This window comes from Kitasatospora sp. NPDC053057, assembly GCF_044546945.1.
In the GTDB taxonomy this organism is placed as follows: Bacteria; Actinomycetota; Actinomycetes; order Streptomycetales; family Streptomycetaceae; genus Kitasatospora.
In genome coordinates, this window is sequence record NZ_JBITZP010000005.1 from 222464 (window position 1) to 246503 (window position 24040).

Here is a 24040-nt window from a genome sequence, read left to right on the forward strand (position 1 = left end):
TACCCCGGCGGGGGCTTCAGAGGTGGCGGGGCGTCAGGGGCGGCAGTCGGGGCACAGGCCGCGGTAGGTGACCTCGGCGGTGGTGACGGCGAAGCCGAAGCGTTCGGCGGCGGGCAGCGCCGCGAGCGGGTCGCCGTGGGGGTGGACGTCGCGGATCGCGCCGCAGCCGGAGCAGATCAGGTGCTGGTGGGCGCGGTGGGCGTTGGGGTCGTAGCGCTTGGCGCGGCCGTCGGTGGCGACCTCCAGCACCTCGCCGAGGGCGACGAGTTCGCCGAGCGTGTTGTAGACGGTGGCGCGGCTGATCTCGGGCAGGCGGCCGGTGGCGCGGGCGTGCACCTCGTCCGCGGTGAGGTGGACGTGCTCGCCGTCGAGGACCTCGGCCACCACCCGGCGCTGCGAGGTCAGCCGCCAGCCGCGTCCGCGCAGTCTCTCCAGCAGGTCACTCATGGGACCAGAATAAGTCACGCTCTGAGATTGGTGCCAGTGTTGACTTAGACGAAGTCCAAGTTAGGATCGTGTCATCACGACCGGATCCCTCGGAGGCAACCCGTTATGACCACGCAGGACGAGCTGCGCCCGACCCTCACCACGGAGGCCGGCGCCCCGGTCGCCGACAACCAGAACACCGAGACCGCGGGTGTCGGCGGCCCGGCCCTGATCCAGGACCAGCTGCTGTTCGAGAAGCTCGCGCACTTCAACCGCGAGCGGATCCCGGAGCGCGTGGTGCACGCCCGCGGCGCCGGCGCGTACGGCACCTTCACGGTGACCGCCGACGTGACCGCCTGGACCCGCGCGGCCTTCCTGTCCGAGGTCGGCAAGCAGACCGAGGTCTTCCTGCGCTTCTCCACCGTGGCCGGCAACCTCGGCGCGGCCGACGCGGTGCGCGACCCGCGCGGCTTCGCGCTGAAGTTCTACACCGAGGAGGGCAACTACGACCTCGTCGGCAACAACACCCCGGTGTTCTTCATCAAGGACGCCATCAAGTTCCCGGACTTCATCCACACCCAGAAGCGCGACCCGTACACCGGCTCGCAGGAGGCCGACAACGTCTGGGACTTCTGGGGCCTGTCGCCCGAGGCCACCCACCAGGTGACCTGGCTGTTCGGCGACCGCGGCATCCCGGCCAGCTACCGGCACCTGAACGGCTACGGCTCGCACACCTTCCAGTGGCAGAACGAGGCCGGCGAGCACTTCTGGGTCAAGTACCACTTCAAGACCGACCAGGGCATCCGCAACCTCACCCAGGCCGAGGCCAACAAGCTCGCCGGCGAGGACCCGGACAGCCACCAGCGCGACCTGCGCGAGGCGATCGAGCGCGGCGAGTTCCCCAGCTGGACGGTGCAGGTCCAGATCATGCCGGCGGCCGACGCGGCCACCTACCGCTTCAACCCCTTCGACCTGACCAAGGTCTGGCCGCACGCCGACTACCCGCCGATCGAGATCGGCCGGCTGGAGCTCAACCGCAACCCCGACAACGTCTTCGCCGAGGTCGAGCAGTCGGTGTTCTCCCCGGCGCACTTCGTGCCCGGCATCGGCCCGTCCCCGGACAAGATGCTCCAGGGCCGCCTGTTCGCCTACGCGGACGCCCACCGCTACCGGGTCGGCATCAACGCCGACCACCTGCCGGTGAACCGCCCGCACGCCACCGAGGCCCGCACCAACGGCCGCGACGGCCACCTGTACGACGGCCGGCACGGGCGGCAGAAGAACTACGAGCCGAACAGCTTCGGCGGCCCGGTGCAGACCGGCCGCCCGCTGTGGGCCGCGACCGCGCTCGACGGGTACACCGGCACCCACGCGGCGCCCTCGCACGCCGAGGACGACGACTTCGTGCAGGCGGGCAACCTGTACCGGCTGTACTCCGAGGAGGAGAAGCAGCGCCTGATCGCCAACCTGGCGGGCTTCATCGCCAAGGTCTCGGCCGACCGCGAGGACATCGTGGAGCGGGCGATCGACAACTTCCGCAAGGCCGACGCCGACTACGGGCAGCGGCTGGAGGCGGCCGTCCGGGAGCTGCGCAAGCGGTAACCGGGCCGGGAAAGCGGCGGGCCCTGTGACCAGCTCCCACTGGTCACAGGGCCCGCAACCATTCCGTCAGGCCACGAGACGCCCGGACGTTCAGACGGACAGGCGCCGCAGGGTCTCCTCGTGCAGCAGGCCGTTGCTGGCCACCGCGTCGGCGCCGCCGGGGCCGGAGATGCCGTCCAGTCCGGTGAAGCGGCCCCCGGCCTCCTCGACGACGACGCAGGGCGCGGCCATGTCCCACAGCGACAGCTCGGGCTCGGCGGCGATGTCCACGGCGCCCTCGGCGACCATCATGTAGGACCAGAAGTCGCCGTAGGCGCGGGTGCGCCAGCAGGCGCGGGTGAGGTCCAGGAACGGGTCGAGGCGGCCGCGGTCCTCCCAGCCGGTGAGGGAGGAGTACGAGAAGGAGGCGTCCTCGATCCGGGAGACGCCGGAGACGTGGATCCGGGAGGCCTTGGCGAGGCTGCGGCCCGCGTAGGCGCCCAGGCCCTTGGCCGCCCACCAGCGGCGCTGCAGCGCCGGGGCGGAGACGATGCCGACCACCGGGCGCTCGACGCCGTCCGGGCCGTCCTCCAGCAGGGCGATCAGGGTGGCCCAGACCGGGACGCCGCGGATGTAGTTCTTGGTGCCGTCGATCGGGTCGATCACCCAGCGGCGCGGGCCCGAGCCCTGCAGGCCGAACTCCTCGCCGAGGACGGCGTCGCGCGGGCGGGCGCGCTGGAGCACGCTGCGCACCAGCTCCTCGGCGGCCTTGTCGGCGTCGCTGACCGGGGTCAGGTCCGGCTTGGTCTCGATCTTCAGGTCGAGGGCGCGGAAGCGCTCCAGGGTGACCGAGTCGGCCGAGTCGGCGAGGACGTGGGCGAGTCGGAGATCGTCGTGGTAGTCGGCCATGCCGGAAACCCTAGCTCAGTGCACTGGCCCGTCTCGGTGGGTGAGCGGCGGGTCGGGGAGCCGCCCGGCGCGTCGGCGGGCGGGTGGGGGTCAGTGGGCCGTGCCGCTGAGCTGGAGGCCGATCACGCCGGCGATCACCAGGGAGATGGAGACCAGCTTGAGCACCGAGGTGGTCTCGTCCAGGAAGACCATGCCGTAGATGGCGGTGCCGGCCGCGCCGATGCCGGTCCACACCGCGTAGGCGGGGCCGACCGGCAGGCTCTTCAGCGAGAGGGTGAGCAGCCCGAAGCTGCCGAGCGCGAACGCGCAGAAGCTGATGGTGGGCCAGAGCTTGGTGAAGCCCTCGCTGAGCTTGAGGTTGATCGCGAAGCCGGTCTCCAGCAGGCCGGCCAGGACCACCAGGGCCCATGCCATCGCGTGCCCTCCCTGTCGATCGATGGTCGGGCCGTGCCCGGCCCGACTTTCCTATGATCGCCAGGCCGGGCCGGTCCGACACCTCGGACGGGCCACCAACCCCAAGGGGCGGCAAAGCCGTCAGTCGCCCTCGCGGGCCTCCTTGCTGGACAGCAGGCGGCGCAGTGAGTAGAGCCGGGCGGCCTCGGCGTGGCCGTCGGCGACCCAGGCGTCCAGGGCGCAGTCCGGCTCGTCGTGGCTGCACGCGCGCGGGCAGTCGACGGTGCCGGGCTCCAGGTCGGGGAAGGCGTGGATGACCCGGGACGGGTCGATGTGGGAGAGGCCGAAGGAGCGGAAGCCGGGCGTGTCGATCACCCAGCCGGTGTCGAGCGCTTTCCGGGAGCCTGGCTTGGCGCCGGGCGGCGGGGGCAGTCGCAGGGCGAGGGCGGAGACGGTGGTGTGCCGGCCGCGGCCGGTGACGGCGTTGACGTGGCCGGTCTGCCGCCGGCGGTCCGGGACGAGGGCGTTGACCAGGGTGGTCTTGCCGACGCCGGAGTGGCCGATGAACACCGTGGACAGTCCGCGCAGGTGTTCGCGCACGGCCTCGGCGCCGGTGGTCTCCAGTTCGTCCCGGCGGGTGACGACGTAGTCGATGCCGAGCGGGGCGTACGACTCCAGCAGCGGTTCGGCCGGGGCGAGGTCGGACTTGGTGAGCACCAGCAGCGGTTCCATGCCCGCGTCGTAGGCGGCGACCAGGCAGCGGTCGATCAGCCGGGGGCGGGGTTCCGGGTCGGCCAGCGCGGTGACGATGGCCAGCTGGTCGGCGTTGGCGACGACGATCCGCTCGTACGGGTCGTCGTCGTCGGCGGTGCGGCGCAGCACGGAGCTGCGCTCCTCGACCCGGACGATCCGGGCGAGGGTGTCGGCGTCCCCGGAGAGGTCGCCGACCAGGTTGACCACGTCGCCGACGACGACGCCCTTGCGGCCCAGTTCGCGGGCCTTCATGGCGACGACCTGGCGCTCCTGCTTGGTCCCCGGGTCGACCAGGCAGGTGATCCGGCCGCGGTCGACGGTCAGCACCATCGCCCCGGCGGCGTCCTCGTGCTTGGGCCGGATCCGGGTCCGCGGCCGGGAGCCCCGGCGGGCGGGGCGGTTGCGGATGTCGTCCTCGTCGGCGTCCTTGCCGTAGCGGCGCATGGTTTCAGTCTCCGCTCAGGCGTCCGTCGCCGCTCCGCCGTCGCCGTCGCCTTCGCCGAGCAGTTCCGCCCACATCTTCGGGAAGTCGGGCAGGGTCTTGGCGGTGGTGGCCACGTTCTCCACTCCGACGCCGGGCACGGCGAGGCCGAGCACCGCGGCGGCGGTGGCCAGGCGGTGGTCCTCGTAGGTGTGGAAGACGCCGCCGTGCAGGGGGCGCGGGCGGATCCGCAGGCCGTCCTCGGTCTCGCTGACGTCGCCGCCGAGGTCGTTGATCTCCTTGGCGAGGGCGGCGAGCCGGTCGGTCTCGTGCAGGCGCAGGTGGGCGATGCCGTACAGGTGGGACTCGGAGTCGGCGAGGGCGGCGACGGCGGCGATCACCGGGGTGAGCTCGCCGACGTCGTGCAGGTCGGCCTCGATGCCGTGGATCCGGCCGGTGCCGGTGAACTGCAGGCCCTCGTCGGTGAACTCGCAGGCGCCGCCCATCCGGGTGTAGAGGTCGCGCAGCTGGTCGCCGGGCTGGGTGGTGTGCTTGGGCCAGTCGCGTACGGTCACCCGGCCGCCGGTGACCAGGGCGGCGGCGAAGAACGGGGCGGCGTTGGACAGGTCGGGCTCGACCACCAGGTCGCGGCCGAGCAGGGCGCCGGGGGTGACCCGCCAGACGTCCTTCTCACCGCCGTCCTCGGGGGCGTCGACCTGGGCGCCGGCCAGGCGCAGCATCTCGACGGTCATCCGGATGTGCGGCAGCGACGGGACGGGGCCGCCGACGTGTCGGACCTCGACGCCGTGGTTGTAGCGGGCGCCGGAGAGCAGCAGGGCGGAGACGAACTGGGACGAGGAGGAGGCGTCCAGTTCGACCGGGCCGCCGTCGAGGCCGCCGGTGCCGTGGACGGTGAGAGGGAAGCTGCCGCGGCCGCCGTCCTCGATCCGGGCGCCGAGCGCGCGCAGGGCGTTGATCACACCGTGCTGGGGGCGCTCGTGGCTGCGCGGGTCGCCGTCGAAGTGGACCGGGCCGTCGGCGAGGGCGGCGAGCGGCGGCAGGAAGCGCATCACGGTGCCGGCGTTGCCGACGTCGACGTTGGCGGGGCCGCGCAGCACGGGGGCGGGGATGACCCGCCAGGCCTCGCCGCCGCCGGTGCCGCCGGAGTCGTTGTTGACCTTCTCCTCGATGGTGACCCCGAGGGCGCGCAGGCCGTCGGCCATCAGCTGGGAGTCGCGGCTGCGCAGCGGCCGGCGCACCCAGCCGGGCCCGTCGGCGAGTGCCGCCAGCACCAGGGCCCGGTTGGTGACCGACTTGGAGCCGGGGATGGTGACGGTGGCGTCGACGGGGGCGGTGGCGACGGGGGCGGGCCACGGGGTCTCGGTCATGGGGGCCAGTCTAGGCGCCGTACCGGAACGGTCCGGATGTTGGACGGCGGGGTCCTCACAGGGGGCGGAGCATCCAGCTGGCGCCGAGGGCGAGGCAGGCGAGGGCGATCAGCAGGAAGACGGTGACCCAGGCCAGGGCGGGGACGTGGGTGAGCCGGGCGAGCTGGTCGGCGTCGGAGTCGCGGGCCCAGCCGATGCGGCGCTGGTGCTGGAGTTCCAGGACCGGGCGCACCGCCCCGAACAGCAGGAACCAGCAGCCGAGGTAGGCGAAGCCGGCCTGGACCTGGGCGCTGCCGAACCAGGAGACCAGGAAGAAGGCGCCGCCGGCGATCAGGACGGTGAACAGGCCGAAGGCGTTGCGGATGCGGATGAGCAGGGCCAGCAGCAGGGCGACGGCCAGCCACAGCAGCAGGGTGATCCGGTCGGCGGCGAGCAGGGCGGCGCAGCCGAGGCCGAGCAGGGCGGGGGCGGTGTAGCCGGCGGCGGCGGTGAGGACCATGCCGGGGCCGGTGGGGCGGCCGTAGGAGAGGGTGAGGCCGGAGGTGTCGGAGTGCAGCCGGATGCCGGCGAGCTTGCGGCCGGTGGCGAGCGCGGCGAGGCCGTGGCCGCCCTCGTGGGCGATGGTGACGGCGTTGCGGGCGACGTGCCACAGGGGCCGGGCCAGGACGGTGAGCAGGGCGGCGCAGCCGGTGGCGAGGACGAGCCAGCCGGGCGGGGCGGTCTGGGTGCCGGTGACCCGGTCCCACAGTTCGCCGAGGTTCTGGTTGTTCGGGTTCATCGGGGGGTCTGCGCCTCCGTTCGCTGCGTTGGGCCGTTCGGGGCAGCCTCCCATGCGGGGACGGCTGGGCGGGAGCGGGCGGTTCTGGTCCGTGGATGAGGAAGTGGTGAGGGCGGGCGGCATGGCAAGCTGGCCCGCATGTGCGGTCGCTTCGCAGCCAGCAGCAAGCCCGAGGACCTCGTCGAGCTGTTCGACGTGGAGTTCTGGGACCCGGAGGAGTCGCTGGACCCGAACTGGAACGTGGCGCCGACCAACAGCGCGTTCGTGGTGCTGGAGCGGCTGTCGAAGGGGTCGCCGCGGCCGGTGCGGCAGCTGCGGGCGCTGCGTTGGGGGCTGGTGCCGCAGTGGTCGAACTCCGCCGAGACGGCGGTGAAGATGATCAACGCGCGGTCGGACACGGTGCACGAGAAGCCCGCCTACCGGCAGGCCTTCTCCTCGCGCCGGTGCATCCTGCCGGTGGACGGCTACTACGAGTGGCAGACGGTGCCGGGCGAGCGGGGGAAGGCGCGCAAGAAGCCGTTCTTCGTCTCCCGGGCGGACGGCGGCCCGCTGGCGCTGGCCGGGCTGTACGAGTTCTGGCGTGACCGGGCGGTGCCGCCGGGGCACCCGCGGGCCTGGCTGGTGACCTTCACGATCGTCACCACGGACGCCGAGGAGGCGCTGGCGCCGATCCACGAGCGGATGCCGCTGTTCCTCGACCCGGACTCCTGGGGCGGGTGGCTGGACCCGGGGCTGGACGACCCGGACGAGCTGCGCCGGCTGCTGATACCCCCGCCGCCGGGGGCGCTGCTGGCCACGCCGGTGTCGCCGGCGGTCGGCAACATCCGCAACAACGGCCCGGAGCTCAAGGAGCCGTGGGCCGAGGTCGAGTACGAGACCACTCTGTTCTGAACGTCGTTGGGAGCCGCTGAGATGACCACCTCCGAACTCGTCGCCACGGAGGCCGGGGACGCCCGGATCACGTATCACCGGGCGGCCGCCGCGAAGGCGGTGCTGGCGCTGGGGCACGGCGCGGGCGGCGGGATCGGGGCGCGGGACCTGGTGGCGCTGGCCGAGCGGCTGCCGGCGCGCGGGATCACCGTGGCGCTGGTCGAGCAGCCGTGGCGGGTGGCGGGCAAGAGGCTGGGCCCGGCGCCGAAGACCCTGGACCTCGGCTGGCGGCCGGTCGCGGAGCGGCTGGCCGGGCAGGGGCTGGCGCTGGTGGTCGGCGGGCGCAGCGCCGGGGCGCGGGTGGCCTGCCGGACGGGCGCGGCGAGCGGCGCGGTGGGGGTGGTGGCGCTGGCGTTCCCGCTGCACCCGCCGGGCAAGCCGGAGCGGAGCCGGGCGGAGGAGCTGCTGGAGTCGGGGCTGCCGACGCTGGTGGTGCAGGGCGCGGCGGATCCGTTCGGCGGGCCGGGGGAGTTCCCGGAGCTGCCGGAGGGGCACGAGCTGGTGGCGCTGCCGTACGGGAACCACGGTTTCGAGGTGCCCAAGCGGGCGACGGTGGGGCAGGACGAGGTGCTGGGGCTGATCTGCTCGGCGGTGGGGGACTGGGTGCTGGGGTTGGTCTGATCCCTGCTGTGAGCAGGGCGTTTCCGCTCGCTCACTCGTGCGAGTGAATGGTGCGCCGGGGCGGGAATGCGGGCGCGGTCGGGGTGGTTGTCGTCTCCGTCAGCACGAGACACCGGTGAGAGGCAGGGCAGATGGGTTCGATCGCGTGCCCCGAACGGCCTGAGGAGCGCGAGGCCACCGCGGCGTTCGCCCCTTCCTGGTCGGAGTGGCTTGACGCGGGCGAGAAGCCCGTCAGCCCGATATCCTCCATTTCTGGGCGGCCCGCCGTGGGCCGTGCCCGTCATGCCGAGGAGGTGGGTCCGGTCGTCGGGACCGAGCACGAGGCCGATCCGGGCCGTGGCCCGGACGAGGCCCTGCCTGCGGGCGAGGCGCTCACCGGTGAGGAGCTGGCCGAGGCGATCGGTGAGGACACCTTCCGGGTGTCGGCGGAGGAGTCCGAGGGGGCCCGGCGGGAGCGCTTCGAGCGCGACGCCCTGGGGTACCTCGATCCGATGTACTCCGCGGCGCTGCGCATGACGCGCAACCCCGCGGACGCGGAGGACCTGCTCCAGGAGGCGTTCGCCAAGGCGTACGCGTCCTTCCACCAGTTCCGTGAGGGCACGAACCTCAAGGCCTGGCTGTACCGCATCCTCACCAACACGTTCATCAACTCGTACCGCAAGAAGCAGCGCGAGCCCCAGCGCACCGCGGCGGAGGAGATCGAGGACTGGCAGCTGGCCAGGGCCGAGTCGCACATGTCGACCGGTCTGCGCTCGGCCGAGACCCAGGCGCTCGACCACCTCCCCGACAGCGATGTGAAGGACGCGCTCCAGGCCATCCCGGAGGAATTCCGGATCGCCGTCTATCTCGCGGACGTAGAAGGCTTTGCGTACAAGGAGATCGCGGACATCATGGGTACTCCCATCGGTACGGTGATGTCCCGGCTGCACCGCGGCCGCCGGCAGCTCCGCGGCATGCTGGAGGATTACGCCCGTGAGCGCGGGCTGGTCCCGGCCGGCAGCGGGGCAGGGCAGGAAGCGAAGGGCTCGGGCTCATGAGCTGCGGCGATCCGCACGAAACCGAGTGTGGCGAGGTCCTCGACCACCTCTATGAATTCCTCGACAACGAGATGGCCGAGGGCGACTGCGCCAAGTTGCGCGTGCACTTCGAGGAGTGCTCGCCGTGCCTGAAGCAGTACGGGCTGGAGCAGGCGATCAAGGCGCTGATCAAGCGTTCCTGCGGCTGCGACGACACCCCGGCTGACCTGCGCGGCAAGGTGCTGGCCAGGATCGACTCGATCCGGGCCGGGCAGCGCTCGGGCGAGCCGGTGGTGGTCGCCGTGGAGGCCTCGGCGGAGATGCACGCCGAGTCGGCCCGCCCGGCGCCCAGGCCGGCAAAGGACCGGGCGCAGGAGCGGGCGCAGTCCCAGGCGCAGGACGGCGCGTCAGAGGAGCCGGCCGTGCGCCCCGGTGCGCCGGTCGAGGCCGGAGCCCCGGCGGAGTAGTCCGGCAGTGGCCCGTACGGTCCGCCGGTGAGGGCGGGCGAAACGGTTCGGGCAGGGAGTCCATCGGCCCCGGGAGCGTGTGCTCCCGGGGCCGCTCCCGTTCTGCTCGCATGCGCCCTCACTCGTTCGGGTGAGTTGGCGGTGCGCCAACTGCGCCATTGCGCGACCATGCGTCCCCGCGCCCGGACGGCGGCCTATCCTCCTGACGGACGCTCACCGCCGGTCGCCCCGGCGCGCTGAGGCAACACGGGGCCCGGACGCGGGGAGGTCGAGATCGCTACCGACAGTGGAGGCGCGACCCTGCCGCGGGGGGCGGCGCGCTACCTGACGGCCGTTCCGGTGGCGGCGCTGTGCTGCCTGCTGCCGCTGCTGCCCCAGGCCGTCACGCCCGGGGTGCCGCACTGGCTCGGCCACCCGGCGGACTGGCCCAAGGCCGGGCTGCTGGGCTTCCTGCACGGCTGCTGGGAGTCGCTCGCCCAGGGCCTGCCGACCCCCTGCTCGCTCCTGCTGCGCCGGCTGCTGCGCCGCCCCGCGCCCGCCGAACGGGTGCCCGCCCGCCCCGGCGTGAACGCCTTCTTCCCGGTGCTGTTCGCCGGGGTGCTGATGCTCCCGCCGTCCGCCGCCGCCCTGGTCGCCGTTCCGGCCGCGCTGCTCGGCGGCCCGACCGGCCCCGGCTGCCGCGGGCGCCAGCTGTTCAACGGCTCCCAGCTCGCGCTGTGCGCCTTCGTCTCCTCCGTCGCCTTCCACCTGCTGCACGGCCCGGAGCTGCTGCTCGGCTCCCGCTTCCCGGCCGCGCTGCTGCCCGGCTTCGCCGCCGTCGCCGCGTTCTGCCTGGTCAACGCGCTGGTGGTGGGCGTCATGGTGGTGCTCAGCGAGGGCCGGCGGGCCGGTGAGGTGCTGCGCGGCGCCTGCGCGGTGTGCGGGCTGCCGGTGCTGGTGCACGCGGCCGGCGGGCTGATGGTCGCGGTGCTCTGGCAGGGCCCGTACGGGGCGTTCGCCGCGCTGCTGGCACTGCTGCCGCTGTCCATCTCGGCCTGGGTCTTCGCCCAGGGCCAGCGTGAGCGGGACGCCCACCAGGCCACCGTGCAGTCGCTGGTGCAGGCGGTGGAGATCAAGGACGCGTACACCCGCGGGCACAGCGAACGGGTCGGCCGGGCCTCGGTGCTGATCGCCACTCAGCTCGGAATGGAGCCCGAACGGCTGCGCACCCTGCGCTTCGCCGGGATCCTGCACGACGTCGGCAAGCTCGGGGTGGCCACCGAGCTGCTGCGCAGAAACGGTCCCCTCAGCGAGGACGAACGCCGCGCCGTGGAGATCCACCCGGTGTACGGGTACGAGCTGGTGCGCGGGATCGACTTCCTCGGCGAGGCGCACGCCGGGATCCTGCACCACCACGAGCGGATGGACGGGCGCGGCTACCCGAACGGACTGGCCGGCGAGCAGATCCCCGAGTTCGCCCGGATCATCTCCGTCGCCGACGCCTTCGACTCGATGACCTCCACCCGCTCCTACCGGCGAGGCCGCCCCGTCGCCGAGGCGGTGACCGAGCTGGAGCGCTGCTCCGGCAGCCAGTTCGACCCGGTGATGGTGCGGGCGCTGATCGACGCGCTGGCCGTGCACGACTGGCAGCCCGTGGTGTACTCCGAGGACTGCGTACGGGCCGTGCCGGACATCCCGCTCGGGGTGCCCGAGCCGGTGCGGGTCGCGCCCGGCCGGGTGCCCGCCCAGGGCGGGACCGTTCCCGCGGCCGGGCAGTCGTGACCCGCCCCGGGCGCGCAGCCGTGGCCGTCGGCCGGACCGTCCGTGCCCGTGCGTCGCGCGGGAGCACCGCCCGCGCGATGCACGCGGCGGCCGCCGCGCTGCTGGTGCTCGCGCTCGGCGCGGTCGCGGTGCGCGGGGTCGCCGAACCGCGGGTCGCGCTCGCGTTCAGCGGGCTGATCGCGCTCGGCGAGTGCGTCAGGATCACCCTTCCGGGTGACCGCGAGCAGGCGCCCATCGGCGCGGCCGGCGCGCTGGCGTACGCCCTGCTCGGACCGCTGCGCGGGGTGCCGACCGCGCACGGCACCCTCCAGGTGGTCGCCGTCACCGGGATGGGCCTGCTGCTGGGCTGGCTGCCGGGCCTCGCCCTGCCGCACCGCCCGGGGCGCCCGCACCGGCGCCCGCCCTGGGCCGACCCGGCCCGGCGCGACAGCGCCGCCCGCCGGCTGCTCGCGGGCGGCTTCGCCGCGGCCGTCTTCCAGCCGCTCTACAACGGCGGTCTGGTCGACCGCTTCTCGCCCGAGGGCCCGGCCTACGGGGCGTTCCTGACCGCCGTCGCCGCGCTGGCCGCGCTCTGCGACGCGACCCTGGCCGCGCTGCTGCGCGCCTCCGCCAAGGGGCTGCGGTTCCCGGCCGGGCTGGAGGACGAGCTGCGCTCGCTGTTCGGCATCGGCTCGGCGATCGTCGCCACCGGGATGCTGGTCAGCCTCGCGGCCGGCGAGGTCGGGCTGTGGGCGCTGCCACTGTTCTGCACCCCGCTGCTGCTCGCCCAGATCTCCTTCCGGCGGGCCGCGGCGGTGCGGGCCACCACCGGGCAGACCATCGCCAGCCTGGCCCGGGCCACCGAGGTCGCCGGATACACCCCGCACGGGCACGCGCGCCGGGTCGCGGACACGGCGTGCGCGCTCGGCCGCGAGCTGGGGCTGGGCACCCGCGAGCTCGCCCTGCTGGAGTACGCGGCGCTGATGCACGACGTCGGCCAGCTGTCCCTGGTCGAGCCGGTGCCGGACGGCGCCACCGCGCTGCTGTCCTGCGCCGAGCAGCAGCGCATCGCCCGCCTCGGCAGCGAGGTGATCAGCCGCACCGGGGTGCCCCGGCAGGTCGCCGAGCAGGTCGCCCGACTGGCCGACCCCTGCCCGGGGCCGGCCGGCGGCGAGGGGCCGGTGCCGCTGGCGGCCCGGATCATCCGGGTCGCCAACGCCCACGACGACCTGCTGACCGCCGCCCGCGGCCGGGGCCTCGGCGAGGCGGTGGGGCGCCTGGAGGCCCTGGAGGTGCTGCGGCTGGGGCGCGGGCGGGTCTACGACGCCAGGGTGGTGGACGCGCTCGCCCGGGTCGGCGGGCAGGCCCGGGGCTGAGGTGGTCCGCGCCCGGGGCTGAGGCGGTGCGCGGCCTGGGCTGAGGCGGTGAGCGCCCGGGGCTGACGCGGTGCGCGCCTGGTCCTGAGACGGGGCTGGGACGGCGCTCGCCGGGGCCCGATGCGGGGAGCCGGGTCGAAGCGCGGTCGGGCGGCACCGGGCCCGGGGTTGAGGAGGCGCGCCGCGGCGGGCAGGCTGGGGAGGGGCGGGCCCCAACCTCGGCGGTGGGGAGCGCGGGCGGGGGCGGGCGTGGTTGGATGCGGTCGTAGCGTGGAACACCGACCCGGAACACCGGGACCCGGCTTCCGTCGAGGACGGGACGGGCCCGGCGGTACGGGACTTGAGCGGACGACGACGGCAGGGACGAACGTGAGGATCTTCCACCGGGCACGGCACCGGCCGTCCGCCACCTGGCGGCAGACGACCGACCGGGCCTTCACGCTGATCGGCGACGGCCGCTACGAGGACGCCGGCGCCCTGCTGGTGATGGCCGCCGACCTGGAGCCCTGGCTGTCCGACTCCTGGTTCAACCTCGCCCTGCTGCACAAGTTCCGCCGCGACTGGGAGCAGGCCCGCTCGGCCGGGCTGCGCGCCGTCGCCCTGCTCGACCGCGAGCACGGCGCCCCCGACTGGTGGAACCTCGGCATCACCGCCACCGCCCTGCAGGACTGGCCGCTGGCCCGCCGCGCCTGGCAGGCGTACGGGCTGAAGCTGCCCGGCGGCCCCGGCGGGGACGGCCCGGTCAGCCTGGACCTCGGCACCACCCCGGTGCGGCTGTCCCCGGACGGCGAGTCCGAGGTGGTGTGGGGCCGCCGGCTCGACCCGGCCCGGATCGAGGTGCTGTCCATCCCGCTGCCCTCCTCCGGCCGCCGCTGGGGCGAGGTGGTGCTGCACGACGGCGCCCCGCACGGCGAGCGGGTCACCGACGGCGTCGCCTACCCCGTCTTCGACGAGATCGAGCTGTGGGCGCCCTCCCCGGTGCCGACCTACGTGGTGCTGCTGCAGGCCTCCACGGCCGGTGACCGGGACGCCCTGGAGCGGCTGGTCGCCGAGGCCGGGTACGCGGCCGAGGACTGGACCTCCTCGGTGCGGCTGCTGTGCCGCGCCTGCTCGGAGAGCCGGATGGCCTCGGACGACGGCGTCGTCGCCCACCACGATCCGCACGACGACGGCGACGCCGCCCACCCCGGGCACCTCAGCCACCTCAGCCAGGGCGGCGCGGCCGGAATGTCCTGGCTGGTCGAGCGCGAGTGCGGGATCGCGGCCCCGGCGCACCTGGTCCGCGTGCTGCTGGACCGCTGGGTCGCGGCCGCCCCCGGAACCCGGGCTTACCGGGATCTCGAAGAAGTGTGCTGAGTACCCTGGTGAGGTACGCGTAGGACCTATGGAAGCGGAAGACATGGCGGAGCAGCACGACCACGAGCACGAGCACGACGTGGAGGGGGCGGCGCCCGAGGCCCCCGTGAAGGTGATCGGTGAGGAGCCCGACCTCAGCAAGGGCACCGCGCGCCCGATCACCGTGGTCGGCAACCCCGTCCTGCACCGCGAGGTCAAGGACGTCACCGCGTTCGACGGCGAACTGTCCGCCCTGATCGACGACATGTTCCAGTCGATGTACGCCGCCGAGGGCGTGGGCCTGGCCGCCAACCAGATCGGCGTCGACCTGAAGGTCTTCGTCTACGACTGCCCGGACGACGAGGGCGTGCGCCACATCGGCCACGTGATCAACCCGCAGCTGGAGGAGTACCCGGCCGACCGCCGCCGGGTGCTCGACGACGGCAACGAGGGCTGCCTGTCCGTCCCGACCGCCTACGCCGAGCTGCCGCGCCCGGACTACGCGGCCGTGACCGGCGTCGACAAGGACGGCACGCCGATCCGCGTCGAGGGCACCGGCTTCTTCGCCCGCTGCCTGCTGCACGAGACCGACCACCTGTACGGCACCCTCTACATCGACAAGCTGTCGAAGCGGGACCGCAAGGATGCCCTGAAGCAGATGGCCGAGGGCACCGCGAAGTACGCGACCGTGCCGAACGAGTAACGGCCGCTTGCACGTTGAAGGCCGGTGCGGGGGGACCGCACCGGCCTTCGTGCTGCTCGGAGGCTATTTCTGGACGAACAGCCACTCCGGGCCGTAGCTGAAGCGGGGATCGGCGGGCAGCTTGATGCCGTTCAACTTCTGGGCTGTGCCGCGCAGTTCGCCCATGTGGCCGATCGCCTCGCCGATCGACGCGGCCCCGCCGTCGCCCCAGGCCGCTTCGAGGGCGCGCAGCATGTCGCTGTAGGACGTGTTGAAGTCGTTCAGCAGGCCGGCGGTGGTCTGGTCGGGCCTGTTGCCGGGGTCGTCGGCCCAGCCGCCCTGGGGGACGCGGGCGACCGGGGAGGTGTCCGGCAGGGGGACGTCGGGGCCGGTGAACTCGTACTTCTTCGTCGTCGGGTTCTGGACGAGCTCCTTGCCGACGGCGATCTCCTTGAACGCGTAGTAGTGGGCGAGTTCGCCCGGGGCGCCGGGGAAGGGGTTGTCCGGGGAGGCCGTGGTGCCCTCGCCCTGGGTCTGGATGATGTCGATGGCTTTCAGGACGTCGTCGATGGTGTTCATCGGGACGATGTCGTTGCCGGCGCCATGGCTCGACCCGAGCGGGAAGCTGATCTGGCGCTGCCCGGTGATCAGGTGGGCGAAGGTGGGGAAGACATTGGCGATGCGCTGGTAGAAGGCGCCGATCGTGTTGCCGTCGGCGGCGAAGGCGAGCGGGTTCTCGGGCTTCTCGATGTCGGAGAAGAGTGCGGCCGACTCGCGGGTCAGCCCGCTGAGGTAGACGGTCAGGCCGGGGTTGACGCCACCGGGTAGCTCGCCCGGGTACTTCGGGACGGTGGCGGGGTCGGTGAGGACGACCGTCCCGCCGATGGTGGTGAGCATGTTGCAGACCAGGCCGAAGTGCGACATCTCGTCGAAGACGATCTCGCGGATGGTGTGGCGGACCGGCTTGCTGTTGTCCGGGTCGGTGATCGACCAGAGCGCGGTGGCGTAGGGCGGGATGGTCGAGAGCTCCAGCATGATCGCCCGCTGGAGGGCGTCCTTGAGCTCCTTTTCGGTCCAGTCCTCCTCCGCCATGCTCATGAGCTGGACGATCGCGTCGCTCTCGTAGTCGAGGATTCCGGTTGTCACGGGTGAACCCCTTTCGTTCGGCTGTGCGCCGGACCGTAGCGGGGATCGGGTCGTGCCTATGCGTGTGATGCCGGTGTGGCTCGGGAGTTCAGTCGGACGGGTGGAGCGCGGATCAGGCATGCCCGCCCCGGTCGGTTCGAACGTCGGGCGGGGTACGGGAGTTGGCGGCTGTCGCGGGGGTGCGTCCAGGGCGGGGTGCGGGAGTCGGCCGCTAGCGCGCGGGCGCGTCCAGGGCGGGGGCGATGGCGGCGAAGGCCTGGTCGGTGAGGGCGGCGGGGTCGGCCGTGCCGTCACTGGTGCTCCACTGCTGGAGCACCACGTCGAAGGCGGTGAGGGCCGTTCCGGCGGCGAGCCGGGGGTAGAGGCCGGCCGCGAGGTCCAACCCGAGCCGGGCGGCGAGTTCGGCGGCCAGCTCCTCGCGCCACTGCGCCTGGCGCTCCAGGAAGCGGGCGTGCAGGGCGGGTGTGCCCAGGATCAGCTGCACCACCCGCAGGGTCTGGTCGGCGTGGCCGGCGCAGGCGTCGATGGCGGCCCAGACGGTGTTCCGCAGTGCGGTGGAGGGGCGTTCCTCGGCGGGCCGGGCGGCGAGTTCGGCGCGCATGCCGTCGCCCATCTCGGCCAGGAACCGGACGACGACGTCCTCCTTGGAGGCGAAGTAGCGGAAGAACGTCCGCTTGGACATGCCGGTGGAGGCGGCGATCTCGTCGACCGTGACCGCGTCGAACCCGTGCTCGGCGAACAGGCCCAGGGCGGCCCTGGTCAGCTCGTCGGCGACGAGCCGGCGCTTGCGTTCGGCCAGGCTCGGGGCGGGGGTGGTGGTCACCCTGCGATGCTACACGCGGGGCCGTCATTGGCATGCTGAGTCGCACTTGACACTTAGTGACATGAGCGGCAGCGTGTGACGCATGACGAAGCATCAGGCATGGAACGTTGAACGGATTCCGGACCAGACCGGGCGGGTGTTCCTCGTCACCGGCGCGAACAGCGGCCTCGGACTGGCGACCACCCGCGCGATCGCCCGGCGCGGCGGCGAGGTGATCCTCGCCGTCCGCGACGAGGCCAAGGGCCGGCGCGCGGTCGCGGAGATCACCGCCGACCAGCCGCGGGCGCGCCTGGAGGTGCGCCGCCTCGACCTGGCCGACCTCGACTCCGTCCGCGCCTTCGCCGAGCGGCTGCGCTCGGACGGCGTCCGCCCGGACGTCCTCGTCAACAACGCCGGAGTGCTGGCCCCGCCGCGCACGCTCAGCGCCCAGGGCCACGAGCTGCAGTTCGCCGCCAACCACCTCGGCCACTTCGCGCTCACCGGACTGCTGCTGGATCTGCTGGCCGGTGGGAAGGACCCCCGGGCGGTCACGGTCAGCTCGGCCAACCACCGGCAGGGGCGCCTCTTCTTCGACGACCTCTCCGGCGAGCGCAGGTACTCGCCGATGGGCCGCTACAACCAGTCGAAGCTCGCCAACGCCGTCTTCGGGCACGAGCTCCACCGGCGCCTCACCGCGGCCGGCAGCCCGGTCCGCAGCCTGCTCGCCCACCCCGGCTACGCCGCCACGAACCTCCAGACCCGCTCGGTCGGCCCGGTGAAGCTGCTCTTTGGCCGGATCCTGATCCCGCTCGCCCAGGCCCCGGACCAGGGGGCGCTGCCCCAGCTGTTCGCCGCGACCGACCCGGACGTGCTGGGCGGGCAGTTCATCGGCCCGGGCGGGATGGGGGAGCTGCGCGGCGCGCCGAAAGTGGTGCGGCTCGCCCCGAGGGCCGTCGATGCGGAGACCGGACGGCGGCTCTGGGAGCTGTCGGAGCGGCTGACGGGCGTCCGGTTCGCGGTCTGACCCGGCTGGTCAGGCCTCTGTGATGAGTGTTCGCAGGGCGCGCAGCAGGGCCTCGGCGTCGGCCTCGGGCAGGGCGGAGAGGAAGCGGCGTTCGGCTTCCCCGCGGACGCCTTCCGCCCGACGGAGCAGGTTCCGGCCGTCCGCCGTGAGCCGGACGATGTTGCGGCGGCGGTCCTCCGGGCTGCGGTGGCGCTCCGCGAGGGCCTTGGCTTCCAAGCCGTCGACCAGGGCGACCATCGTCGTGCGGTCGACGCCCAGGCGGACGGCCGCGTCCTGCTGGGAGAGCGGGACGTCGGCCGCCAGGACGGCGAGTACCGCCAGTTCGCGGCCGTCGATGCCGAGGGGCGCCAGTGCCGAGGCCGACGCCTCCGCGTACCGCAGGTGGGCGTGCTTGAGCAGGTAGCCGAGGCGGGTCGACAAGGGGTCGGGGCTTGCGTCACGCGTCATGCCGGTCAGGGTATCGCCAGGGAAGTGATAGTCAGCAGTGCTGATGATTGGCTATGCTGATGAATATGAGTCAACGCGCTTCGGATGAAGTCCGATTCGGCATCAAGACCACCCCCATGCGGGTCCCCTACCCGGACATCCTCCGCGTCTGGCAGGAGGCCGACGACCTGCCCGAGATCTCCGACGCCTGGCTGTGGGACCACCTCATGCCCATCGTCGGACCCAAGGACGGCGAGGTGCTGGAGGGGTGGACCCTGCTCAGCGCCCTCGCCGCGCGCACGACCCGGCTGCGGCTCGGACTGCTGGTGACCAGCAACCGGCTGCGGCACCCCGCGCTGCTCGGCAAGATGGCCTCCACGGTGGACGTCATCTCCGGCGGACGCCTCGTCATGGGCCTCGGCGTCGGCGGCACCCACCAGCCCCCCGGGGCCGGCGGCATCGCCGGTGACAACCCCGCCGCCGCCGAGTACGCGGGCTACGGCCTGGACCTGGTGCCGCCCGGCGAGGGCATCGCCAGGCTCGCCGAGACCGTCGACGTGCTGCGCGGGATGTGGACCCAGGACGTCTTCGACTTCGGCGGACGGTACGTGACCCTCACCGGCAACCGGAACGAGCCCAAGCCCGTCCAGCACCCGGGGCCGCCGATCCTCATCGGCGGCTGGGGCACCCGGCTGCTGCGGCTGGTCGCCGAACAGGCCGACATCTGGAACATCCCCGGGCCGCCCCACAACACCGTCGAGCACCTCATCGAGCGCAGCCGCGTCCTCGATGCCCACTGCGCCGCGATCGGCCGCGACCCGCGCGCGATCACCCGCTCCGTGCAGTACGTCGTCTCGTACGAGGACCCGGCCGGGGATCGTGCCGCCATCGCCGAACTGATCGCGGCCGGATTCACCCACATCGTGCTCAGCCTGCGGGCCCCCTACCCGGTGGGCGTGGCCCGGTGGCTGGTCGATCAGATCATCGCGCCGCTGCGGCGCCGCTGACCGGATGGGGTGAAAGCCAGGCCGGGACTGGCGACTTCAGGGGAGAACGGATGTCGACGTGGTGCACGGGAAGTCGGCCCCACCGACTTCCCGTGCACCGGCCCACGCGCGGGGCGGGGGAGTTCAGGGCTGACTGGCTCAGCTGTGCGAGGTGGAGGGGGCCAGGACCGCCATCAGCAGGCGGTTGGCGAGGGGGGTCGGGGCGCCGAAGTCGGTGCCGAGGTTGGAGGTCGAGTACACGGCGTGGACGGACAGGTCGCGGGTGGCGAACATGCCGTTGGCGTAGCCGTCGTCGTGGCCGGTCTTGCCCCAGAGCACGGCGCCGTTCGGTAGTGGGGTGGACATCAGGCCGGCGCCGAAGCAGGCGACCTTGTTGCAGGAGGTGCCGCCGACGAACGGGACGAGCTTGCCGTCGTTGTCCTTGGGCAGGGTGAACAGCTCGTTCTGCTGCGCGGCGGGCAGCAGGCGGCCTTGGAGCAGCGAGGTCAGGAAGTGGTCGAGGTCGGCCGTGGTGGAGATCATGTTGGACGGGTCGCCGCCCTGCTCGCTGGTGTCGACCGCCTGGCCGCTGTCGTCGGTCATGTAGCCGTGCAGGTAGGGGCGGGGCATCTCCGGGTCGTCCTCCGGCACCGAGGTCTGGTTCAGATGCAGGGGGTTGAGGATGCGCCTGGTGACCTCGTCCTTGAAGGAGTTGCCGGTGGTCTGCTCGATGAGCTTGCCCGCGATGCGGAAGCCGAGGGAGTTGTACTCCTGCTTGGTGCCGGGCGCGAAGTGCGGGCCGGGTGCCGGGCGGCCGTCGTCGGGGCGCAGGGTCTGCTGGATGATCTGGTCGAAGGTGCGGTAGTCGTAGCGGTCGGCGATCGTCTCGTCGGCGCTCGCCGGGGGCTTGCCCTCGTCCACGTTCGGCAGGCCACTGGTGTAGTTGACGAGCTGGCGGACGGTGATCGGCTGGAAGGTGTCCGGGAGCAGCCCCGGCATGTAGTCCTGGACGGTCCGGTCGAGGTCGATCCGCCGCTCGGCCGCGAGCTGCAGGATGACGGTGGTCTCGAAGACCTTGGAGATGCTGCCGGCGTGGAAGTGGGCGTTCTCCGGGATCTTCCGGCCGGTCTGGCTGTCCACGGTGGAGCCCTTCCACACCTGGCCCGGCTCGGCGACCAGGGCGACCGCGCCGGAGGCGTTGTCGGAGGGGCGGGTCTCGATGGCGGCCTGGAGCGCGGCGGGGTCCAGTGGCGGGAAGGCCGTCGCGGCGGTGGAATCCGTGCCGCTCGCGGCGAAGGCCTGCGCACCCGAGGCGGCGGTGATGCCGACGAGGGCGGAGCAGGCCAGACCGAGGGCGGCGGCACGGCGGACGAACGGCTTCATGTGGGGCACCCCGTGGGATCAGCTCGGCTGAGTGGGCCTCAGCGACGTGACTGATCCTGATCGGTGGCAGGCCGGTTCGGTATCGGGGATCAACCCCGATCCGCCCCTGAGGCGCCCCCGACGGGGGAGTTCAGGGGAGGTGGTGATGGTGATCGGGTGGGCGGTCCGGTCGGTCATGTCACCGATGTAGAGGGTGCCCGGTCGTTGCGTCCACGTGGTCGGGGATCTCGTCGTGGCGGTCGCCCACGGTCGGAGTGCCGGTCGGCTCGAACATGAGGATCGAAGCGCCGGACGGGGCGAACGGCTTGTGCTCCGTGCCTCGCGGGACGGTGAAGACCGTGCCTTGTGACAGCACGACCGTGCGCTCACCATCGGGCTCACGCAAGGAAATGTGCAGCTCTCCGTCGAGCACCAGGAAGAACTCGTCGGTGTCGTCATGGGCGTGCCAGATGTGTTCGCCTTCGACTTTGGCGATACGGACGTCGTAGTCGTTGACGCGTGTGACGATGCGGGGACTCCACAGCGCATCGAAGGAGGCCAGGGCCTCCCTGAGGGGGATGGGCTGGTTGCTCATGAGCTCATCCTGTGCCGGTCCGCCTGCTCGGTGTGAGTGCTAGGAATTGCACATGGCGAAAGAATCCTCGCATCAAACCCACGCGCCGGGCGTGCACCGCGTGGTCGTGATCGTGGACGAGAACTCGAACCCCTTCGAGCTCGGCTGCGCGGCCGAGGTCTTCGGTCTGCGCAGGCCGGAGATCGGTCGCGATCTCTACGACTTCAGGCTCTGTTCCCCCGAGCCCCGGACCCGGATGCGGGACGGCTTCTTCACGCTCACCGGTGTCACAGATCTGGAGGCGGCCGATGCCGCCGACACCTTGATCGTCCCCAACCGCCCCGACGTGGAGGTGCCCGGCCGCCACTCGGTGCTGGATGCCGTGCGCCGCGCGCACGCGCGCGGCGCACGGTTGATCAGCTTCTGCACCGGGGCATTCACCCTGGCCGAGGCCGGCGTTCTCGACGGACGCCGCGTCGCCACGCACTGGCAGTGGGCGGAGGCCTTCCGGGCCCGCTTCCCTTCCGTCCACCTCGAATCAGATGTGCTGTTCGTGGACGACGGTGACATCCTCACCGCTGCCGGAAGCGCGGCCGCACTCGATCTCGGACTGCATGTGGTCCGCCGCGACCACGGTGCGGAAGTCGCCAACTCCGTGAGTCGGCGACTGGTCTTCGCGGCGCACCGGGACGGCGGACAGCGACAGTTCGTGGAGCGGCCCGTACCCGACCAGCCGGACGAATCCCTGGCACCCGTTCTGGCCTGGGCGCAGGAACGGCTGGGCTCGCCCCTCACGGTGTCGGACCTCGCGCGGCGGGCGGCGGTCAGCTCCGCGACGCTGCACCGCCGATTTCGGGCACAGCTGGGAACGACCCCGTTGATGTGGCTCACGGGGGAACGGCTCGCGCTGGCATGCCGGCTGATCGAACGGGGCGAGAGTCGCTTCGAGGTCGTCGCACGGCGGAGCGGGATCGGCACCGCCGCCAACCTGCGTACGCTGATGCGCCGCGAGACCGGCATCACGCCGTCGGCGTACAGGCGTCGGTTCGGGCCCGAGGCCAAGTGACGGCCGAAAGGGCTCCGCGCCGGTGAACCGTCCCGCGTCGGTGTGAAGTGCACTCGGCAGGCCCGGAACGGGAAGCGGAGCGGTCCTCCCGGCCAGGCGCGAACGCCTGGCCGGGACGGGGGAGTTCAGGGGCCGTGGTGGGTGGTGATGGTGATCGGGTGGGCGGGGCGAAGACGATGGCTGGACAGCTCGACAAGCTGGTCGAGATGGCCGAGCATCCCTATGTGGAGCTCCAGGTCCTGCCGGATCGTGCCGGTGCTCATGCCGGTCTGATGGGATCGTTCGTGATGTTCGGTTTCCCGTCGCCGGACTACTCCGATGTCGTCTGCGTGGAGCACCGGACCGGGACGCTCTACATAGAGACGCCAGCCGAGATCGATGAGTACACGTTGATCTTCGACTCCCTCCGCTCAATCGCCTTGAGTCCGGCTGACAGTCTCGACATGATCGCTCGGGTACGGCAGGAGTTCTGAACTCCGGGCAAGGGATGGGTGAGTCGTGACCGGAAACACCGAGTGGCACAAGAGCACATACAGCGGGCAGGGCGGGAACTGTGTTGAGACTCAGACCAGGCTGGGGGCAATGGCTGTCCGTGACTCGAAGGACCCCGCCGGGCCGGTGCTGTCGTTCACCGTGGACGCTTGGACTGCCTTTGTCCGTGCGGTGAAGGCTGGGGAGTGCCAGGCCGGGTAGGCACGTTTCGACGTGGTCGCTTTGGTGCGGGAGTTGCACCACTGAGCAGCGGAGATGTGACAGATGCTCGCAGCGGATCTGGGGAATGTCCTGTGGCGCAAGAGCAGCTACAGCGGGCAGGGTGGCGATTGCATCGAGGTAGCTGATCTCGTGTTGGTGCCAGTTGGGAGCAACTGGCGCAAGTCGTCCTACTCGGGCGCGCAGAGCAACTGTGTGGAGGTCGCCGATCTCATGCCGGTCTTTGGCCCTGGGCTCAACTGGCGCAAGTCCTCGTTCTCCGGTGCGCAGAGTGAATGTGTTGAGGTGGCCGATGGTGTGATCGGCCTTGTGCCGGTTCGTGACTCGAAGGATCCGGGTGGGCCGGCTCTGCTCTTCCCGGCTGACGCCTGGGCTTCCTTCCTCGCGGGGGTCAAGTCCGGGGAGTTTCCGACCGATTGACCTCACAGTGGTGCCCTGCGCGGGCTGTGGCCGGACGGGGCGCCACTGTCCTCTCAGCTGAAGTTGTCGACCCAGAAGAGGAGAGTCCGCAGGAACGCGCCCGGGGCGCCGGCGCCGAAGGCGAGGACCATGGCCTGGCCGACAGCGACATCGGTGGGGTCGATGCCCTGGGACCACGTCATCTTGGCGTCCAGGCCGGGGATGGCGCGGCCGGGGGCGTACGACCGGTACGTGCCGCGGGCGTGGGCGATGAGCACCCCGTTGCGCCGCAGCTCCGCCCGACGCAGGCTGGTCGACCTCAGTTCGTAACTTCGGTCGCCCAGAACGGCAGTGCGGGTGCGTGACTTCCGAGTGGTCGGCACGCGGTGGCCGTTGATGTTCATCGCGCCGTGGTCGCGGTCGGGCACCACCGTGACGGTGGGCATCCCCGTCCCGTGCACCCGCGCCACGACGGACGGCCAGCGGTCGTGACTGATCCGTATCGGCCCGAAGGGACCGTCGATCACACGTTGTTGGAGCGTGGGCATGCCTGGGCTACTCCTGACCACCGGTACCAAACAGCGGAGCCGCCATGACGGCAGCTCCGCTGTTCGCTGAACGATATCGACTTAGCTTGCCGTTTAACCTCGGCGGTCACTCGACCTGCTGAGATCTCCGGGATTCGGCAGCACGTGACGCGGCCGTTCTTCACGCTTCGAGATGTCGAG

27 protein-coding genes are annotated in these 24040 nt (G+C 72.2%); 15 read left to right on the top strand and 12 right to left on the bottom strand.

What is annotated here, in order from left to right; all coding sequences use genetic code 11:
• Positions 1–33: 33 nt before the first annotated feature.
• Positions 34–447, bottom strand: coding sequence for a Fur family transcriptional regulator (locus ACIG5E_RS08825; protein WP_396532488.1), 414 nt, complete (start codon positions 445–447; stop codon positions 34–36).
• Between the two features lie 105 nt (positions 448–552).
• On the opposite strand from ACIG5E_RS08825, the gene ACIG5E_RS08830 reads away from it, so the two are divergent.
• Entirely contained in the window at positions 553–2028 is a 1476-nt protein-coding gene (locus tag ACIG5E_RS08830; RefSeq protein WP_396532489.1) for a catalase, read from the top strand.
• Between the two features lie 90 nt (positions 2029–2118).
• Here the strand turns inward: ACIG5E_RS08830 and hisN are convergent, their stop codons facing one another.
• From hisN to ACIG5E_RS08855, 5 genes are all read right to left on the bottom strand, one after another.
• On the bottom strand, positions 2119–2916 hold the full coding sequence (gene hisN / locus ACIG5E_RS08835) for a histidinol-phosphatase (protein ID WP_396532490.1): 798 nt from the start codon (positions 2914–2916) through the stop codon (positions 2119–2121).
• Positions 2917–3006: 90 nt separating this feature from the next.
• On the bottom strand, positions 3007–3330 hold the full coding sequence (locus tag ACIG5E_RS08840; protein WP_396532492.1) for a DMT family transporter: 324 nt from the start codon (positions 3328–3330) through the stop codon (positions 3007–3009).
• A gap of 120 nt (positions 3331–3450) precedes the next feature.
• Positions 3451–4506 carry a ribosome small subunit-dependent GTPase A gene (rsgA, locus tag ACIG5E_RS08845; protein WP_396532494.1) on the bottom strand — a complete coding sequence of 352 codons (1056 nt, stop codon included), beginning with the start codon at positions 4504–4506 and terminating at the stop codon, positions 3451–3453.
• A gap of 15 nt (positions 4507–4521) precedes the next feature.
• Positions 4522–5871, bottom strand: coding sequence for a 3-phosphoshikimate 1-carboxyvinyltransferase (gene aroA, locus ACIG5E_RS08850; protein WP_396532496.1), 1350 nt, complete (start codon positions 5869–5871; stop codon positions 4522–4524).
• 55 nt (positions 5872–5926) lie between these two features.
• Complete coding sequence (locus ACIG5E_RS08855; RefSeq protein ID WP_396532497.1) at positions 5927–6649, bottom strand: M50 family metallopeptidase; 723 nt, start codon at positions 6647–6649, stop codon at positions 5927–5929.
• A 138-nt stretch (positions 6650–6787) separates the two neighbouring features.
• Between ACIG5E_RS08855 and ACIG5E_RS08860 the strand changes: the two genes are divergently transcribed.
• From ACIG5E_RS08860 to def, 8 genes are all read left to right on the top strand, one after another.
• On the top strand, positions 6788–7540 hold the full coding sequence (locus ACIG5E_RS08860; protein WP_396532499.1) for an SOS response-associated peptidase: 753 nt from the start codon (positions 6788–6790) through the stop codon (positions 7538–7540).
• A gap of 21 nt (positions 7541–7561) precedes the next feature.
• Entirely contained in the window at positions 7562–8200 is a 639-nt protein-coding gene (locus ACIG5E_RS08865) for an alpha/beta family hydrolase (RefSeq protein ID WP_396532501.1), read from the top strand.
• 386 nt (positions 8201–8586) lie between these two features.
• Positions 8587–9237 (top strand): sigma-70 family RNA polymerase sigma factor, encoded by a 651-nt coding sequence (locus tag ACIG5E_RS08870; protein WP_396532530.1) that lies wholly within the window; start codon positions 8587–8589, stop codon positions 9235–9237.
• Entirely contained in the window at positions 9234–9683 is a 450-nt protein-coding gene (gene rsrA, locus ACIG5E_RS08875; protein ID WP_396532502.1) for a mycothiol system anti-sigma-R factor, read from the top strand. Before ACIG5E_RS08870 ends, rsrA begins: the two co-directional genes overlap by 4 nt.
• Positions 9684–10022: 339 nt before the next feature.
• Positions 10023–11444 carry an HD-GYP domain-containing protein gene (locus ACIG5E_RS08880; RefSeq protein ID WP_396532503.1) on the top strand — a complete coding sequence of 474 codons (1422 nt, stop codon included), beginning with the start codon at positions 10023–10025 and terminating at the stop codon, positions 11442–11444.
• A 77-nt stretch (positions 11445–11521) separates the two neighbouring features.
• On the top strand, positions 11522–12799 hold the full coding sequence (locus tag ACIG5E_RS08885; RefSeq protein ID WP_396532504.1) for an HD-GYP domain-containing protein: 1278 nt from the start codon (positions 11522–11524) through the stop codon (positions 12797–12799).
• 369 nt (positions 12800–13168) lie between these two features.
• Positions 13169–14155 (top strand): tetratricopeptide repeat protein, encoded by a 987-nt coding sequence (locus tag ACIG5E_RS08890; protein ID WP_396532505.1) that lies wholly within the window; start codon positions 13169–13171, stop codon positions 14153–14155.
• Positions 14156–14183: 28 nt separating this feature from the next.
• Entirely contained in the window at positions 14184–14837 is a 654-nt protein-coding gene (gene def, locus ACIG5E_RS08895) for a peptide deformylase (RefSeq protein WP_396532506.1), read from the top strand.
• Between the two features lie 63 nt (positions 14838–14900).
• Here the strand turns inward: def and ACIG5E_RS08900 are convergent, their stop codons facing one another.
• Both ACIG5E_RS08900 and ACIG5E_RS08905 read right to left on the bottom strand, forming a co-directional pair.
• Positions 14901–15962 carry a ferritin-like protein gene (locus ACIG5E_RS08900; RefSeq protein WP_396532507.1) on the bottom strand — a complete coding sequence of 354 codons (1062 nt, stop codon included), beginning with the start codon at positions 15960–15962 and terminating at the stop codon, positions 14901–14903.
• A gap of 211 nt (positions 15963–16173) precedes the next feature.
• A complete protein-coding gene (locus tag ACIG5E_RS08905) occupies positions 16174–16785 on the bottom strand; it encodes a TetR family transcriptional regulator (RefSeq protein ID WP_396532508.1) in 612 nt (203 codons plus the stop codon).
• A gap of 82 nt (positions 16786–16867) precedes the next feature.
• Here ACIG5E_RS08905 and ACIG5E_RS08910 point away from each other — a divergent pair, with 82 nt between their 5' ends.
• Complete coding sequence (locus ACIG5E_RS08910) at positions 16868–17788, top strand: oxidoreductase (RefSeq protein WP_396532509.1); 921 nt, start codon at positions 16868–16870, stop codon at positions 17786–17788.
• Positions 17789–17797: 9 nt separating this feature from the next.
• Here the strand turns inward: ACIG5E_RS08910 and ACIG5E_RS08915 are convergent, their stop codons facing one another.
• Positions 17798–18235, bottom strand: a complete 438-nt coding sequence (locus tag ACIG5E_RS08915; protein WP_396532510.1) for a MarR family winged helix-turn-helix transcriptional regulator — start codon at positions 18233–18235, stop codon at positions 17798–17800.
• Positions 18236–18300: 65 nt separating this feature from the next.
• Between ACIG5E_RS08915 and ACIG5E_RS08920 the strand changes: the two genes are divergently transcribed.
• The gene (locus ACIG5E_RS08920) at positions 18301–19221 is read left to right on the top strand and encodes an LLM class flavin-dependent oxidoreductase (protein WP_396532512.1); all 921 of its coding nucleotides are present in this window, start codon (positions 18301–18303) and stop codon (positions 19219–19221) included.
• Positions 19222–19359: 138 nt separating this feature from the next.
• On the opposite strand, the gene ACIG5E_RS08925 is transcribed toward ACIG5E_RS08920, so the two are convergent.
• Both ACIG5E_RS08925 and ACIG5E_RS08930 read right to left on the bottom strand, forming a co-directional pair.
• Entirely contained in the window at positions 19360–20583 is a 1224-nt protein-coding gene (locus tag ACIG5E_RS08925) for a serine hydrolase domain-containing protein (protein ID WP_396532513.1), read from the bottom strand.
• Between the two features lie 178 nt (positions 20584–20761).
• A complete protein-coding gene (locus tag ACIG5E_RS08930) occupies positions 20762–21157 on the bottom strand; it encodes a cupin domain-containing protein (RefSeq protein WP_396532514.1) in 396 nt (131 codons plus the stop codon).
• 52 nt (positions 21158–21209) lie between these two features.
• Here ACIG5E_RS08930 and ACIG5E_RS08935 point away from each other — a divergent pair, with 52 nt between their 5' ends.
• The 4 genes from ACIG5E_RS08935 (at position 21210) to ACIG5E_RS08950 (ending at position 23333) form a co-directional block, all read left to right on the top strand.
• The gene (locus ACIG5E_RS08935) at positions 21210–22202 is read left to right on the top strand and encodes a GlxA family transcriptional regulator (protein ID WP_396532515.1); all 993 of its coding nucleotides are present in this window, start codon (positions 21210–21212) and stop codon (positions 22200–22202) included.
• Positions 22203–22336: 134 nt separating this feature from the next.
• Positions 22337–22675 carry a DUF5753 domain-containing protein gene (locus ACIG5E_RS08940; protein ID WP_396532516.1) on the top strand — a complete coding sequence of 113 codons (339 nt, stop codon included), beginning with the start codon at positions 22337–22339 and terminating at the stop codon, positions 22673–22675.
• Between the two features lie 25 nt (positions 22676–22700).
• Positions 22701–22895: a DUF397 domain-containing protein gene (locus ACIG5E_RS08945; protein WP_396532517.1), complete on the top strand. Its 195-nt coding sequence runs from the start codon at positions 22701–22703 to the stop codon at positions 22893–22895.
• A gap of 63 nt (positions 22896–22958) precedes the next feature.
• Positions 22959–23333 carry a DUF397 domain-containing protein gene (locus tag ACIG5E_RS08950; RefSeq protein WP_396532518.1) on the top strand — a complete coding sequence of 125 codons (375 nt, stop codon included), beginning with the start codon at positions 22959–22961 and terminating at the stop codon, positions 23331–23333.
• A gap of 53 nt (positions 23334–23386) precedes the next feature.
• Here ACIG5E_RS08950 and ACIG5E_RS08955 read toward each other — a convergent pair whose 3' ends face one another.
• Entirely contained in the window at positions 23387–23860 is a 474-nt protein-coding gene (locus ACIG5E_RS08955) for a hypothetical protein (RefSeq protein WP_396532519.1), read from the bottom strand.
• Between the last annotated feature and the right edge of the window lie 180 nt (positions 23861–24040).

Bases quoted from the DNA above. Each gene is read 5' to 3' on its own strand.
- ACIG5E_RS08825 (WP_396532488.1), bottom strand. From the start codon at position 447: ATGAGTGACCTGCTGGAGAGACTGCGCGGACGCGGCTGGCGGCTGACC.
- ACIG5E_RS08830 (WP_396532489.1), top strand. From the start codon at position 553: ATGACCACGCAGGACGAGCTGCGCCCGACCCTCACCACGGAGGCCGGC.
- hisN (WP_396532490.1), bottom strand. From the start codon at position 2,916: ATGGCCGACTACCACGACGATCTCCGACTCGCCCACGTCCTCGCCGAC.
- ACIG5E_RS08840 (WP_396532492.1), bottom strand. From the start codon at position 3,330: ATGGCATGGGCCCTGGTGGTCCTGGCCGGCCTGCTGGAGACCGGCTTC.
- rsgA (WP_396532494.1), bottom strand. From the start codon at position 4,506: ATGCGCCGCTACGGCAAGGACGCCGACGAGGACGACATCCGCAACCGC.
- aroA (WP_396532496.1), bottom strand. From the start codon at position 5,871: ATGACCGAGACCCCGTGGCCCGCCCCCGTCGCCACCGCCCCCGTCGAC.
- ACIG5E_RS08855 (WP_396532497.1), bottom strand. From the start codon at position 6,649: ATGAACCCGAACAACCAGAACCTCGGCGAACTGTGGGACCGGGTCACC.
- ACIG5E_RS08860 (WP_396532499.1), top strand. From the start codon at position 6,788: ATGTGCGGTCGCTTCGCAGCCAGCAGCAAGCCCGAGGACCTCGTCGAG.
- ACIG5E_RS08865 (WP_396532501.1), top strand. From the start codon at position 7,562: ATGACCACCTCCGAACTCGTCGCCACGGAGGCCGGGGACGCCCGGATC.
- rsrA (WP_396532502.1), top strand. From the start codon at position 9,234: ATGAGCTGCGGCGATCCGCACGAAACCGAGTGTGGCGAGGTCCTCGAC.
- ACIG5E_RS08885 (WP_396532504.1), top strand. From the start codon at position 11,522: ATGCACGCGGCGGCCGCCGCGCTGCTGGTGCTCGCGCTCGGCGCGGTC.
- def (WP_396532506.1), top strand. From the start codon at position 14,184: ATGGAAGCGGAAGACATGGCGGAGCAGCACGACCACGAGCACGAGCAC.
- ACIG5E_RS08910 (WP_396532509.1), top strand. From the start codon at position 16,868: ATGACGAAGCATCAGGCATGGAACGTTGAACGGATTCCGGACCAGACC.
- ACIG5E_RS08915 (WP_396532510.1), bottom strand. From the start codon at position 18,235: ATGACGCGTGACGCAAGCCCCGACCCCTTGTCGACCCGCCTCGGCTAC.
- ACIG5E_RS08920 (WP_396532512.1), top strand. From the start codon at position 18,301: ATGAGTCAACGCGCTTCGGATGAAGTCCGATTCGGCATCAAGACCACC.
- ACIG5E_RS08925 (WP_396532513.1), bottom strand. From the start codon at position 20,583: ATGAAGCCGTTCGTCCGCCGTGCCGCCGCCCTCGGTCTGGCCTGCTCC.
- ACIG5E_RS08930 (WP_396532514.1), bottom strand. From the start codon at position 21,157: ATGAGCAACCAGCCCATCCCCCTCAGGGAGGCCCTGGCCTCCTTCGAT.
- ACIG5E_RS08935 (WP_396532515.1), top strand. From the start codon at position 21,210: ATGGCGAAAGAATCCTCGCATCAAACCCACGCGCCGGGCGTGCACCGC.
- ACIG5E_RS08950 (WP_396532518.1), top strand. From the start codon at position 22,959: ATGCTCGCAGCGGATCTGGGGAATGTCCTGTGGCGCAAGAGCAGCTAC.
- ACIG5E_RS08955 (WP_396532519.1), bottom strand. From the start codon at position 23,860: ATGCCCACGCTCCAACAACGTGTGATCGACGGTCCCTTCGGGCCGATA.